The organism is Arthrobacter sp. sptzw42 (assembly GCF_059089685.1).
The window spans coordinates 162,481-175,742 of record NZ_JBNHEX010000001.1 but is presented as its reverse complement, the minus strand read 5'-3'; the positions used below and the strand labels follow the sequence as shown (position 1 = coordinate 175,742).

Sequence of the window (13,262 nt, the reverse complement as noted above, 5' to 3'; positions counted from 1 at the left end):
TTACCACTCCTCGTGCGTCGGGTAGAGCGGGAAGTCGGCGGCCAGCTTGTCCACGCGGGACTGCAGGGCCTCGACGTCGGCACTGGTGCCGGCCTTCAGCGCGGTGGCGATGATTTCGGCCACCTCCGTGAACTCTGCGGCGCCGAAGCCCCTAGTGGCGAGGGCGGGGGTGCCGATCCGCAGGCCGGAGGTGACCATCGGCGGGCGGGGGTCGAACGGGACGGCGTTGCGGTTGACCGTGATGCCCACGGAGTGCAGGAGGTCTTCAGCCTGCTGGCCGTCCAGCTTTGAGTTGCGGAGGTCAACCAGGACCAGGTGCACGTCGGTGCCCCCGGTCAGGACGGAGACGCCGGCCTCGGCGACGTCGCCCTGGTTGAGGCGGTCGGCGATGATGCGGGCGCCTTCAAGGACGCGCTCCTGGCGCTCCTTGAATTCCTGGGTGCCGGCAATCTTGAAGGCAACTGCCTTGGCTGCGATGACGTGCATAAGCGGACCGCCCTGCTGGCCCGGGAAGACGTTGGAGTTGAGCTTCTTTGCCCACTCCTGCTTGGCCAGGATCACACCCGAGCGCGGACCGGCAAGGGTCTTGTGCACGGTGGAGGTGACGACGTCGGAGTAGGGCACCGGGCTCGGGTGCAGTCCGGCCGCAACGAGGCCGGCGAAGTGTGCCATGTCGGTCCAGAGCAGCGCGCCAACCTCATCGGCGATGGAGCGGAAGGCAGCAAAGTCAAGGTGGCGCGGGTAGGCGGACCAGCCGGCGATGATGACCTGGGGCTTCTCGGAGATGGCCTGCTCGCGGAGCTTGTCCATGTCCACGCGGAAGTTGTCTTCCTCCACCTGGTACGCAGCCACGTTGTAGAGCTTGCCGGAGAAGTTCAGCTTCATGCCATGGGTCAGGTGGCCGCCGTGGGCCAGTGACAGGCCGAGGATCTTGTCACCGGGGGTGATCATGGCGGACAGCGCGGCGGCGTTGGCCTGGGCGCCCGAGTGCGGCTGCACGTTGGCGTACTCGGCGCCGAAGAGGGCCTTGACCCTGTCGATCGCCAGCTGCTCGGCGACGTCGACGTACTCGCAGCCGCCGTAGTAGCGGCGGCCCGGGTAGCCCTCGGCGTACTTGTTGGTGAGTACCGAGCCCTGGGCTTCCATCACGGCGCGGGGGGCGAAGTTCTCGGAAGCAATCATCTCCAGGGTGCCGCGCTGGCGGCCGAGCTCCTGGTTCAGGACTGCTGCGATTTCGGGGTCGAGCTCAGCCAGCGGCTGGTTGCTCACGGCGGTTGTTGAGGTGGCTGTAGTAGTCACGAAGAACTCCTGGCTGGGGATACGGGCACTGCTTAGGTCAGGCTACCGGCTGGCGCACCTTCACAGTGCCTTATGACAGGGTGTGAAAGCGCGGGCATGGCGCTGCGGTACTGACGGGGTGCAGCCCCAATTCCGGCAAGACATGACCCTCGGCCCAGGCGTACGATCCGTGGTCTTCGTGATTGCCGCTCCCTGGTGGTTAGCCACCCAACGCCAGTTGCGACCCTTTCAGCGTACCAAATCCGGGCGTCAACGCGCGGGTAGGCTTGTAGGCGTGAGTGAAGAGCAGCTGAACCAAGCGTACGTAGTAACCCTGTCCTGCCCGGACCGCCCGGGAATCGTCCATGCGGTGACCGGCGCCCTGCTGGCGGCGGGGTGCAATATTACGGATTCGCAGCAGTACGGCAGCCCCGCCACGGGCAATTTCTTCATGCGGGTCGAGGTGACCACGGCGGTCCCCGCGTCAGAGCTTCGTGTTGCCTTGGAGCCGGTGGCTGAAACGTTCGGCATGCAGTGGAGCCTCAACACCGTGGGGCAAAAGGTCCGGACCCTGCTGATGGCCAGCACTGCGGCGCACTGCCTCAACGACCTCCTGTTCCAGCAGCGCTCCGGGACGCTGCCCATTGAGATTCCCGCCATCGTGTCCAACCATCAGGACCTGGCCGGGCTCGCCGGGTTTTACGGCATCCCGTTCCATCACATTCCTGTCACCAGGGACACCAAGGGCCAGGCGGAGGATAAGCTCCGGGCCATCATGGCTGAGCACGATATCGAACTCACGGTCCTGGCCCGCTACATGCAGATCCTCTCCGACGAGCTCTGCACGGACCTCACCGGCAAGGCCATCAACATCCACCACTCCTTCCTGCCGTCCTTCAAGGGCGCCAAGCCGTACCACCAGGCGCACGCCCGGGGTGTGAAGCTGATCGGCGCCACCGCCCACTACGTAACGGCTGCTTTGGACGAGGGCCCCATCATCGAGCAGGAAGTCATCCGTGTGGACCACGCCCGCACGCCGGAACAGTTCGTCCAGATGGGCCGCAACGTCGAGGGCCGCACTCTGGTCCAGGCAGTGCAGTGGCACGCAGAGCACCGGGTGCTGCTGGACGGCAACAGGACTGTCGTCTTCAACTGACGGCCGGGCCTCTGCGAGGTGTGCGCTGCGCCATTTGAACGCCCAAATCGACACATCGCACTACCCGGTTGGGCTGGGGCGGATGTCCTAGGCTTGGCGCATGGCTCCTCTTTACCCTTTCGCCGGCAATTCCCCGGCCATCCACGAATCCGCCTTCGTTGCCCCTACGGCCTCGATCATCGGCAACGCCACCCTGGCTGAGGATGCCAGCGCGTTCTACGGCGTTTCGGTCCGCGCCGACACCGCCGCGATCGCCGTCGGCGCGGGCAGCAACCTGCAGGACAACGTGGTGCTGCACGCGGACCCCGGCTTCCCCTGCACCGTGGGCGAACGCGTGAGCGTGGGGCACGCCGCCGTCGTGCATGGCTGCACGGTGGAAGACGACTGCCTGATTGGCATGGGCGCAACAGTGCTCAACGGGGCGGTGATCGGCGCCGGCTCGCTGGTGGCGGCCGGCGCCGTGGTGCTGGAGGGAACCGTCGTCCCGCCCCGCTCACTCGTGGCGGGCGTCCCGGGCAAGGTCCGGCGCGAACTTACGGATGAGGAGTACGACGGCGTCCGGGCCAACGCTGCCCGGTACGTCGAGCTCGCGGCGCAGCACCGGGAAATGCACGCCTGAATCAGTCCAGGCTGATGGGGCCGATCTCCTCGAGCAATTCGCCCGGCCCCGGATTGCCCGGCGCGGAGGAACCACCCAGATGGTTCACCACGCCCCATACGGCGTTGAGCCCGGTGGTCACAGCGCCTTCGGCCCAGCCCGCCGTGAACGAGACGTCGTCGCCCGCCAGGAAAATCCCCCGCTGGGATTCGGGCAGGGTGTCCTGTTTGAAGTGCGTGAACAGCCGCTGCTGGTAGCGGTAGTGCCCGGGCAGGTTCGCCTTGAACGCGCCCATGAAGTTCGGATCGGCTTCCCAGGAGACAGTGATCGGCTGGCCCACGATGTGCCCGGCGATGTCCACTCCCGGGTAGATCTGCTCCAGCGAGTGCAGCATCAGTTCAACGCGCTCGTCGGCGTCCAGCGCCAGCCACTTCAGGGCATCATCGTTCCAGGTGTAGGACAGCAGGATAACGGCAGGCTGGTCCGGTCCGTTGTCCAGGAGGTACGTGGCGCGGTTGAGCCGGTCCGTGAGGGTCATGGAGAGTACCTCGTTGCCCGTGTCCGGATCGATGTCCTTCCAGAACGGCCGGTCCACCATGACAAAGGTCTTGGAGGACTGCATGTAGTGCGAGCGCTCGATGGCGGTCCAGAGTTCCGCCGGGAACAGGGCCTCCTCGGTGTGGATGCGGGTGGAGAGCAGCCAGGACTGGCAAGTGGTGACCACTGCGGGGTAGCTGGCTTCACGGCCCCAGCGTTCACGGATCCGCAGGTTCCCGTCCGGGTCCCGGCCGATCCTCCCCACGGCGCCGCGCGGCGAGCCGGAGTGAAGTGACGCCAGCGAAGTGCCTTCCGGCCAGTGGGCCATGCCCGACGGCGCGTGCTGCCATAGTGCCTCAGGCAACCGCTGCGCTCCCCCGCGGATAAGCCGGTGCTGGTCGTCCGCGTCCGTGTACACCACCCGGAGGATTTCCAGGATGGAGTTGGGAAAGTCGGTGTCCCAGCCGCCGGTGCCGAAGCCCACCTGGCCAAAGGCCTCGCGGTGTGCGAAGCCGGCCTTTTTGAAGGACTCGCTGGCGGCGATGAAGCCGTAGAAGGTCTGCTCGTCCATCAGCGGCAGCAGCGCGTTCCACAGCTCCTTGATCCGTGCCGTGTCCCGGGAACGGATGGCCTGCTGCATCTCGGCAAACCGGGCGCCGTCATTTACGGCTGCCTTCCAGGCGTCCGCCACTTCGCGGAAGAACGGCGGAAGGTCACTCGGCTTTTCCGCATAGTGCTTTTGGCCGGCCAGCTCAATGACTGTGCTGGAGGTGGCCGGGGACAGCGGGTTGGGGAACTCTTCGGTTTCCAGGCCGAGCAGGTCCACGTAGTGGTAGAACGCCTTGCCGGATTCCGGGAAGCGCATGCCGCCGAGGTCGGCCACAACGCCGGGCGCGGCGGGAAAAGAAGCAGTGCGCAGGCGTCCGCCGATCCGGTCGGCCTCGTACACTACCGGCCGCAGCCCCAGCTTCATCAGCTCATACGCGGTGACCAGGCCGGAAAGGCCCGCTCCGATGACGGCCACTTCCGTGCCCAGCAGTTCGGGCGGCACGGAGCCCAGGCCCTCCGGGTGGGCCAGGTAGTGGTCGTAGCTGAACGGGAAGTCCGGGTTCAGCATGGTGATGGGTCCTGCGGGGGCGCCGCCGGGAGCGGGGGCTGCTGCCGGTGTGGCTGAGGTGCTGGACGGGTCTGAAGCCGGCAGTTCGGTGGCGATGGTCATGGAAGTTCCGCCTTGGTTGGTTCGGTGGTTGATTCTGTTGACAGCGCGCGGTACTCCTCGTTGCTGAGGGCAGCCACCCTTGAGTTCCGGCGTCCGTAACCGAAGTAGGCGGCCACGCCCACGAGCATCCAGAGGGCGAAGACAACCCAGGTGTCCGCGCCGAGGTTGGCCATGAGGTAGGCGCACATGGCAGCGCCCAGGATGGGTGTGAGCGGGAAGAGGGGCACGCGGAAGGTACGCTCCAGCTCCGGGCGCGCACGGCGCAGGTAGATGACGGCGACATTCACCAGGGCGAACGCAAACAAGGTGCCGATGCTGGTGGCATCCGCCAGCGCCCCCAGCGGTACGAGCCCGGCGGTCAGGGCGACGGCGGTTCCCACCAGGAGCGTCCCGGCCACGGGAGTGCCGGTGCGGCGGGAGACGCGGCTGAACACTTTTGGTATGAGCCCGTCACGGGACATCGACAGCAGGATGCGGGTTTGCCCGTAGAGCACTGTCAGGACAATGCTGGCGATGGCCAGCACGGCGCCCACCGCGAAGACCAGGGCAATCCAGGGCTGGCCGGTGGTCTCTTCGAGGATCTTCACCAGCGCGGCTTCTGTGCCGTCGAACCAGCCCCAGGGCCGGGCCCCGATGGCGGCAACCGCCACCAGGACGTAGATGGTGGTGACAATCAGCATGGACCACATGATGGCCCGGGGCAGGTCGCGCTTGGGGTTCCGCGCTTCCTCGCCCGCGGTGGACGCGGCATCGAAGCCGATGTAGGAGAAGAAGACGCGGGAAGCTGCGGCGGAGACACCGGCGGCGCCCATGGGCAGCAGCGGCTCAAAGTTGCCCGCATTGAAGGCTGTGAAAGCAACCGCGCAGAAGAACAGCAGGATGCCCACCTTCACCACCACGATGGAGGTGTTGATCCAGGCGCTTTCCTTGGCGCCGCGGACCAGAAGGATGGTTGCCAGCACCACAATGATCATGGCGGGGATGTTGACAACGCCGCCATCGCCGGGCGGCTGCGACACCGCATCCGGCAGGACGGAACCGAAGACAGCGAGGGTCTCGTTGACGTACTGTCCGGCGCCCACGGCGACGGCGGCCACTGACACGGCGTACTCCAGCACCAGGCACCAGCCGCAGATCCACGCCATCCCTTCGCCCATGGTGGCGTAGGTGTAGGAGTAGCTGGAACCGGCCACGGGCACCAGACCGGCCATCTCGGCGTAGGACACCGCGGACAGCAGCGCGGCCAGGCCTGCGATGGCGAACGAAATCCAAATAGCGGGGCCCGCGAGCGGAACCGATTCGCCCAGGATCACCAGGATGCCTGTACCCAGGGTTGCCCCGACGGAGATCATGGTCAGCTGCAGGACACCGAAGCTGCGGACCAGCCGCGGCCCACCGTCGTTGCTTTCGGCTTCGCTGACCATCTGCGCGATGGGCTTGCGGCGCAGCAGCTGGGCTCCCAGGGCGGGACGGGCCGCTGATCCGGGCGCGCCGCCCGGGGCCCGGCCGGAAAGTGTAGGCACAGTCATCGTTGACGTCCGTTCGTGTCGTTGGCTGGTTGAACTGGTTTTCCCCTCACCCAGACTAGGGGTGTGAGCCTCATCTCAAAGAGGTGCAAAGTGCCCTATAGTTTTCACCCATGAGACGTAATGCACCAGCCATCCATGGTAGCCCGGACCAGTTGGACGCCGTCACGCTGGGACAGTTCCTCGCAGCCCTGCCGGCAGCGGTGCGGGTGGTGCATGACGCCGGCAACGGCCAGGTGCCCCTGCGGTGGGTGGAACCAAGCGAGTTGGAGGACCCCACCCCGTACCTCCTGGACGGCGAGTTTGTCCTCACCGCCGGCCTGCCGTTCCGCGAAGGCGTCAACGCCGACGGCGGCTGGAGCCAAAGCACGGCCCGGGCGGAGGAGTATGTCCGCCGCCTGGTGAATGCCGGCGTCGCAGCCCTGGGCTTCGGACTGGAGCCCTACTACGACGCGGTGCCGGACCACGTGGCGGCTGCCTGCCGGGAGCAGGGACTCACCCTGGTGGAGGTGCCTGCCAGCGTGCCCTTTGCCGCCCTGGGCCTGGAATTTTCCAAGCTCCTGGAGTCCGGCAACGCCCAGGTGTTCCGGCAGCTGGCGGAGACCAACCGCCACCTCATGCGGGCCGTACTTTCGGCCCGGCCGGAGCATGAGCTCCTGGCGGCACTGACCCAGCGCGTTCCCGTCTGGGCGGTCCTTTTTGGCGCCGACGGCCGCGTGCGCGCCAAAGCAGGTGCCGGCGTCGACCTCTCCCTGCTCCAGCCCCTGCTCAAAAAACTCCTCACCGGAAGCGGACCACGGGTGGAAACGGAAACGCTCGACTCCCCCGGCTCCGCACTGATTTTCGGCCACCCCCTCCGCAGCAGCAAGGATGCGACCTTGGGCAGCCTGATCCTGGGCGCGGACAAAGCACTGACCCCCGCACAAAACAGCGTGGTCTCGTCCGTCGTGGGGCTCCTGGAACTGCTGGTCCGCCAACGGACCAGCGGGTCCCTGGCACCCAGCCAGCTGGCCACTGCCCTGCTGCTGCACCCGGAGAGCCCGGGCGGGGGCAGCAGCCGGCAGCAGAACGTCTTGAAGGATCTGCTGGCGCAAAGCGTCTCGGGAACACGGTCCAGCCCGGTCCGGGTGGTCCAGGGCGTGCGGGTGGACAGCCTTCCGACGGCGGAGGACGGGCCCGTCCGGGAGCTGCTGCAGTGGCGCCGGATCTTCGACAGCAAAATGGTTGAGCTGACCGATTACGGCTTCGCGGCAGTTACGCGGCTGAAGGTGGATGACCAGCTGGTGGCCGAGGTGGAGCAGCTCGGCTGGCGCCTGGTGGTGGGTGAGCCCGCTGAGCTGTCCGGCCTGCCGGAGGCCTACCGCCGCGCCGCGTCGCTCCGGCCCCGGGTGCTGGCAACGGGCAAAAGCGTGCGAGTGGAGGAGGTCACCTGGTCCGTTGCCGGACTGCTGGGCAGGGAGGCCGGCAGCATGCTGGCTGCCCGGCTCCTGGCACCGATCCTTGAGTTGGAGCCTGAACGCCGGACGGCCCAGCTTCGGGTTCTGCGGTCCTGGCTTGCTGCCAACGGAAGCTGGGATGCCACGGCCAAGGACCTGGGACTGCACCGCAACAGCGTGCGGCGCCAAATTACCGCCATTGGGGAATTGCTGGACCTGGACCTCCGGCTTGCGCAGTCCCGGGCCGAGCTGTGGATTGCGCTGCAGTATGAGGACGATCCGGATCCCGGTTCTCAGGCACCCCAGGAACGGTAGACATCAGGGCGGCGTTCTTCAAGGTAGGGCACCTCGGTGCGTGCCTTTGCGGCAGCGCCTTCCTTCAACGCCGCGATAAGGAGCTGCGGCTCCCCGCCGGCCGCAGCCAGCAACCTGCCGTCCGGCCCGGTGATGACGCTGCCGCCAAGGAACCGGAAGCCTTCCTCCACCCCTGAATGGTTGGCGTAGGCAATGGTCATTTGGCTTTCCAGCGAGCGGGCCCGCAGCAACACTTGCGGGACGTCATCGAACCCGTGCCCCAGCGCAGTGGGCACGAGGAGCAGCTCGGCGCCGGCTACGGCCGCCGCCCGGACCGCTTCGGGGAATTCCACGTCGTAGCAGATGACCATCGAGGTGGGGATCCCGTTGAAGTCCACGACGGCGGGAGGCTGGGCGGCCGGGGTGAAGGCTGCACGCTCGTCAGGGCCAAAAAGGTGCACCTTTGCGTAACTGAGCAGGGTGCCGCCGTCGGCGTCCAGGAGGGTTGCACCTATGTGCCACTCCCCCTGCCCAGTGACTTCGGGAAGGCTGTAGACCAGTCCGATGCGGTGGCGGCGGGCGATGGCTTCGAATTGCCGGTGCAGGGCCGGCAGGCGGGCGGGGTCCAATTCACCGCGGACCCGGCGGGGCGCGTAGCCAACCGGGAAGAGCTCGGGGGTCACCAGCACTGCCGCGCCGGCAGCAGCAGCGGCCTCTGCGGCTGCCTCGATGGTGGCGCAGTTGGCGTCAACATCCATCACCACAGCATTGGCCTGCAGGAGTGCCAGCAACACGGCGCCGCCTTTCCATCGTCGGATCAGCCTCCACGGGAGGCCTTCGACTCCAGACTAGCTTCGACCTCAACCGGATTTGCGGGTCTTTTGCACCTCTTCGCACTCGATGGAGGGCAATTCGCCCAGCCGCCCCGGAGGCCACTCAAGCGCATCCATGCGTTAACTTCTTGACTACAAGAGTGCCATGAGGCAATCTTTCAAGCATGCCCGCAACTTCGCGCTCAACGAGGAGCAAGCCCAAAAATCCCGGCTCACAATCTGCCCTGCGGCAATTGAACCAGCAGCGGATCATCGAGTCGCTGATGGGCGGGCCTTCCACCCAGGCCGAACTGGCCCGGCAGACCGGGCTCTCCACCGCAACGGTGTCAAACATCGTCAGGATCATGCTCGATTCAGGCATGGCTTCAACTGAGCCCATCACCAGTTCCGGCCGCAGGGCACTCAACGTCAGGCTCAACAGCAATGGTGCAGTGGCAGTGGGAATCGACTTCGGGCGCAGGCATCTCCGGGTGGTGCTGGCTTCCCTGAGCTATCACGTCATTGCCGAGGAATCCGTCACGCTGCCGCTTGGCCACCAGGCCGAGGAAGGCATCCAGGCGGCAGTGGTCCTGCTCGACAAACTCCTGGACGAAAGCGGGGTGGCCCGGAACGCCGTGGTGGGTGCCGGCGTCGGAATTCCCGGACCAATCGACCGGCGCTCAGGCACAGTGGCCCAGGGCGCCATCCTTCCTGAGTGGGTGGGCATCAACATCCTCCAGCACCTGGAAGAACGGCTGAACATCCCCGTCTTCGTTGACAATGACGCCAATCTGGGCGCGTGGTCGGAGGTGACATGGGGCCAGCACACGGGGGTCAGCAACCTGCTGTTTTTGAAGATTGGCTCAGGCATTGGGGCAGGCCTCATCCTGAACGGCGCGCCCTACTACGGCAACGTCGGGATCACTGGCGAGATCGGCCATGCCACCATCCACGAACAGGGCCTGGTGTGCCGCTGCGGCAACCGCGGCTGCCTCGAGACAATAGCCTCCACCACCACCATGATCGAACTGCTGAGCCGCGGCGGGGACCGGCCACTGACGCCTGCAGATATCGTGCGCAAGGCCCTGGCCCGGGACTCGGCAACCCTCCGCGTCCTTGATGACGCAGGGCTCGCCGTCGGCCGTGCGCTCGGCAACGTCGCGAACCTGATCAACCCCGAAGTAATCGTGGTTGGCGGTCCGCTGGCAGGCCTGGGTGAGCTCTTCCTGGATCCCATCCGGAGGGGCCTGGTAAGGCATGCGGTTCCCGTCATCGGCGAGACAACAGCGCTGGCCATGTCCTCCCTGGGCGACCGTGCGGAGGCGCTCGGAGCGGCAGCGCTGGTGTTCCAGCACGCGGGAATCCGGAAGAACTAGACCGTTTCGTTATTCGGGATATGCGTTAAAGACTTGACGACAACCCGCGTGATCCAGTTTACTTTTGCATCAGACGGCCCTGCGCTTTGCCCGGCCGGACAAAGAAGTCATCGCATTGGAGGGTTAGGGCATATGACGTCCCAGACCACGCATTCGGACCCGATCATCCTCGAGATGCGGTCCATCACCAAGGAATTCCCCGGCGTTAAAGCGTTGGCCGATGTGAACCTGCGGGTGAAGGCCGGCGAGATCCACGCCATCTGCGGCGAGAACGGTGCAGGCAAGTCCACCCTGATGAAGGTTCTCTCGGGCGTATACCCCTACGGCAGCTACGACGGCGACATCGTCTACCAGGGCCAGGTGCAGCAGTTCCGCGACATCCGGGCCAGCGAGCACGCCGGCATCGTGATCATCCACCAGGAACTTGCGCTGATTCCGGAACTCTCCATCACGGAGAACATCTTCCTGGGCAACGAGCCCACCAAGCGCGGCGTCATCGACTGGGGCGAAGCCCGGCTGCGCTCCCTGGACCTGCTGGCCCGCGTCGGCCTACAGGAGGACCCGGACACCCCCATCAAGGAAATCGGCGTCGGCAAGCAGCAACTGGTAGAAATCGCCAAGGCCCTGAACAAGTCCGTCAAGATCCTCATCCTTGATGAACCCACGGCGGCCCTGAATGAGTCCGACTCCCAGCACCTGCTGGACCTGATGCTCGGCCTGAAGGCAAAGGGCATTACCAGCATCATCATCTCCCACAAGCTCAACGAGATTGAGCAGATCGCCGACTCCATCACCATCATCCGCGACGGCAAGTCGATCGAAACGCTGGACGTGAAAGCGGACGGCGTGGACGAGGATCGGATCATCAAGGGCATGGTGGGCCGGACCCTGGAATCCCGCTTCCCGGAGCACACCCCGAAAATCGGTGAGGTGTTCTTCGAGGTCAAGAACTGGACCGTGGGCCACCCGAACGTCCAGGACAGGCTGGTCTGCAAGAACTCAAGCTTCTTCGTCCGCCGCGGTGAGATCGTTGGCTTCGCCGGACTGATGGGCGCGGGCCGTACCGAACTTGCCAGGTCAGTGTTCGGCCGTTCCTACGGCCGGTTCATCAACGGCCAGATCTACAAGGACGGCCGTGAGATCACCCTGAAATCAGTCCGGCAGGCCATTGACGCCGGACTGGGATACGTCACCGAGGACCGCAAATCCCTGGGCCTGAACCTGCTGGACGACATCAAAACCACCACGGTGGCCGCCAACCTGCGGAAAATCAGCCACAACTCCGTGGTGGACCCGAACCAGGAGTTCACCGTGGCAGAGCAGTACCGCAAGTCACTGCGGACCAAGACCCCATCGGTGGAGGAAGGCGTAGCCAAACTCTCCGGCGGCAACCAGCAGAAAGTGGTCCTCGCCAAGTGGATGTTCACCGACCCCGACCTGCTGATCCTGGACGAACCGACCCGCGGCATTGACGTTGGCGCGAAGTACGAGATCTACGGCATCATCCAGCAACTGGCCAACCAGGGGAAGGGAGTCATCGTCATTTCCTCGGAGCTGCCCGAGCTCCTGGGCCTTTCGGACCGTATCTACACAATTTTCGAAGGCGCCATCACCGGTGTCCTGGACAAAGACGAGGCCAGTCAGGAAAGCCTGATGAAACTGATGACCTCCGCCCGCAAAGCCGCCTGACCCCTGGACCAGCCCAGAACATTCCGGACACAAGGACTGACACAATGAACGCCCTCAAGAAGCTCTTTGGCGGAAACACCCGCCAATTCGGCATGATCTTCGCCCTCGTGGCACTGATCATCTTCTTCCAAATTGCCACCGACGGCCGGACCCTCACTCCCGGCAACGTCATCAACCTCTTCAACGGCAACTCCTACATCCTGATCCTGGCGATCGGTATGGTGCTGGTGATCATCGCCGGGCACATCGACCTTTCAGTCGGTTCCGTGGCCGCCTTTGTGGGAGTCACCGTGGCCCTGGCCATCCGTGACTGGGGAATCCCCTGGTACGCCGGCGTCCTCCTGGGCCTGGTGCTCGGTGCGGTGATCGGCGCCTGGCAGGGCTGGTGGACGGCCTACGTGGGCATACCGGCGTTTATCGTCACCCTTGCCGGCATGCTCCTGTTCCGCGGCTTCAACCAGTTCGTGGGCAAGTCCAACACCATTCCGGTCCCCAGCGACTTCCAGTACCTCGGCGCAGGCTACCTTCCCGAGGTGGGCCCGGACACCGGATTCAACAACCTGACCCTGCTGCTGGGCATCGCGGCCGCGGCATTCGTTGTATGGGGCGAACTGCGCTCCCGGGCCCGCGCAAAGGCACTGGGTGCTGAAGTTCCGGAAATGTGGGTCACCGCCCTGAAGCTGGTCCTGATCAGCGGCGCCATCCTTTACGCCACCTACCTGTTCGCCACCGGCCGCCCGGGCACTTCCTTCCCCATTCCCGGCCTGATCCTCGCGGTCCTGGTCCTGCTGTACGGTTTCATCTCCTCCCGCACCATCCTCGGCCGGCACGTCTACGCAGTGGGCGGCAACCGCCACGCTGCTGAACTCTCCGGTGTCCAGTCCAAGAAGGTCAACTTCCTGGTCATGATGAACATGTCCATCCTGGCCGGTTTGGCGGGCATGATCTTCGTGGGCCGTTCCACCGCCTCGGGCCCGTTCGACGGCGTGGGCTGGGAACTGGACGCCATCGCGGCCGTGTTCATCGGCGGCGCCGCAGTTACCGGCGGCGTGGGCACCGTGGTCGGGTCCATCATCGGTGGCCTGGTCATGGCCGTGCTGAACAACGGCCTGCAACTCCTCGGCGTCGGGGCGGACCTTACCCAGATCATCAAGGGCCTGGTGCTCCTGATTGCCGTCGCGTTCGATGTCTACAACAAGAGCCAGGGCAAGAAGTCGATCATCGGCATGCTGACGAGGAACTTCAACCGCCCCTCCGGCGGCGGCCCCAGCAACCCACTCCAGCCGGACGAGACCACCTCCACCAAGGAAGCGATCGCCAGGGAAGCCTGAGCGTTGGCCT

At 65.5% G+C, this 13,262-nt stretch carries 10 protein-coding genes and 1 riboswitch; of the genes, 6 read left to right on the top strand and 4 right to left on the bottom strand.

Features of this window, described 5'->3' with window-relative positions:
* Entirely contained in the window at window positions 1-1,299 is a 1,299-nt protein-coding gene (gene glyA, locus AC5RT4_RS00800; protein WP_494104585.1) for a serine hydroxymethyltransferase, read from the bottom strand.
* A gap of 145 nt (window positions 1,300-1,444) precedes the next feature.
* A riboswitch (ZMP/ZTP riboswitch) is annotated at window positions 1,445-1,530 on the bottom strand.
* Window positions 1,531-1,573: 43 nt separating this feature from the next.
* Here glyA and purU point away from each other — a divergent pair.
* Window positions 1,574-2,434 (top strand): formyltetrahydrofolate deformylase, encoded by an 861-nt coding sequence (gene purU / locus AC5RT4_RS00795; RefSeq protein WP_494041094.1) that lies wholly within the window; start codon window positions 1,574-1,576, stop codon window positions 2,432-2,434.
* 100 nt (window positions 2,435-2,534) lie between these two features.
* A complete protein-coding gene (locus AC5RT4_RS00790) occupies window positions 2,535-3,053 on the top strand; it encodes a gamma carbonic anhydrase family protein (protein WP_494041095.1) in 519 nt (172 codons plus the stop codon).
* Between the two features lies 1 nt (window position 3,054).
* Here the strand turns inward: AC5RT4_RS00790 and AC5RT4_RS00785 are convergent, their stop codons facing one another.
* Complete coding sequence (locus AC5RT4_RS00785; protein WP_494104584.1) at window positions 3,055-4,788, bottom strand: flavin monoamine oxidase family protein; 1,734 nt, start codon at window positions 4,786-4,788, stop codon at window positions 3,055-3,057.
* Entirely contained in the window at window positions 4,785-6,317 is a 1,533-nt protein-coding gene (locus AC5RT4_RS00780; RefSeq protein ID WP_494104583.1) for an amino acid permease, read from the bottom strand. The genes AC5RT4_RS00785 and AC5RT4_RS00780 overlap by 4 nt, the downstream gene beginning before the upstream one ends.
* A 110-nt stretch (window positions 6,318-6,427) precedes the next feature.
* Between AC5RT4_RS00780 and AC5RT4_RS00775 the strand changes: the two genes are divergently transcribed.
* A complete protein-coding gene (locus AC5RT4_RS00775; RefSeq protein WP_494104582.1) occupies window positions 6,428-8,065 on the top strand; it encodes a PucR family transcriptional regulator in 1,638 nt (545 codons plus the stop codon).
* Here the strand turns inward: AC5RT4_RS00775 and AC5RT4_RS00770 are convergent.
* Window positions 8,044-8,838, bottom strand: a complete 795-nt coding sequence (locus AC5RT4_RS00770) for a nitrilase-related carbon-nitrogen hydrolase (RefSeq protein ID WP_494104581.1) — start codon at window positions 8,836-8,838, stop codon at window positions 8,044-8,046. The genes AC5RT4_RS00775 and AC5RT4_RS00770 overlap by 22 nt on opposite strands.
* A 203-nt stretch (window positions 8,839-9,041) precedes the next feature.
* On the opposite strand from AC5RT4_RS00770, the gene AC5RT4_RS00765 reads away from it, so the two are divergent.
* The 3 genes from AC5RT4_RS00765 (at window position 9,042) to mmsB (ending at window position 13,252) form a co-directional block, all read left to right on the top strand.
* Window positions 9,042-10,232: an ROK family transcriptional regulator gene (locus AC5RT4_RS00765; RefSeq protein WP_494104580.1), complete on the top strand. Its 1,191-nt coding sequence runs from the start codon at window positions 9,042-9,044 to the stop codon at window positions 10,230-10,232.
* Between the two features lie 132 nt (window positions 10,233-10,364).
* Window positions 10,365-11,921: a multiple monosaccharide ABC transporter ATP-binding protein gene (gene mmsA / locus AC5RT4_RS00760; protein ID WP_494104579.1), complete on the top strand. Its 1,557-nt coding sequence runs from the start codon at window positions 10,365-10,367 to the stop codon at window positions 11,919-11,921.
* A gap of 44 nt (window positions 11,922-11,965) precedes the next feature.
* Window positions 11,966-13,252, top strand: coding sequence for a multiple monosaccharide ABC transporter permease (gene mmsB / locus AC5RT4_RS00755; protein ID WP_494041102.1), 1,287 nt, complete (start codon window positions 11,966-11,968; stop codon window positions 13,250-13,252).
* The last annotated feature ends 10 nt before the right edge of the window (window positions 13,253-13,262 follow it).

Coding starts and splice junctions, on each gene's coding strand:
- AC5RT4_RS00775 (WP_494104582.1), top strand. CDS start 6,428: ATGAGACGTAATGCACCAGCCATCCATGGTAGCCCGGACCAGTTGGAC.
- AC5RT4_RS00780 (WP_494104583.1), bottom strand. CDS start 6,317: ATGACTGTGCCTACACTTTCCGGCCGGGCCCCGGGCGGCGCGCCCGGA.
- mmsA (WP_494104579.1), top strand. CDS start 10,365: ATGACGTCCCAGACCACGCATTCGGACCCGATCATCCTCGAGATGCGG.
- AC5RT4_RS00765 (WP_494104580.1), top strand. CDS start 9,042: ATGCCCGCAACTTCGCGCTCAACGAGGAGCAAGCCCAAAAATCCCGGC.
- AC5RT4_RS00790 (WP_494041095.1), top strand. CDS start 2,535: ATGGCTCCTCTTTACCCTTTCGCCGGCAATTCCCCGGCCATCCACGAA.
- AC5RT4_RS00785 (WP_494104584.1), bottom strand. CDS start 4,788: ATGACCATCGCCACCGAACTGCCGGCTTCAGACCCGTCCAGCACCTCA.
- mmsB (WP_494041102.1), top strand. CDS start 11,966: ATGAACGCCCTCAAGAAGCTCTTTGGCGGAAACACCCGCCAATTCGGC.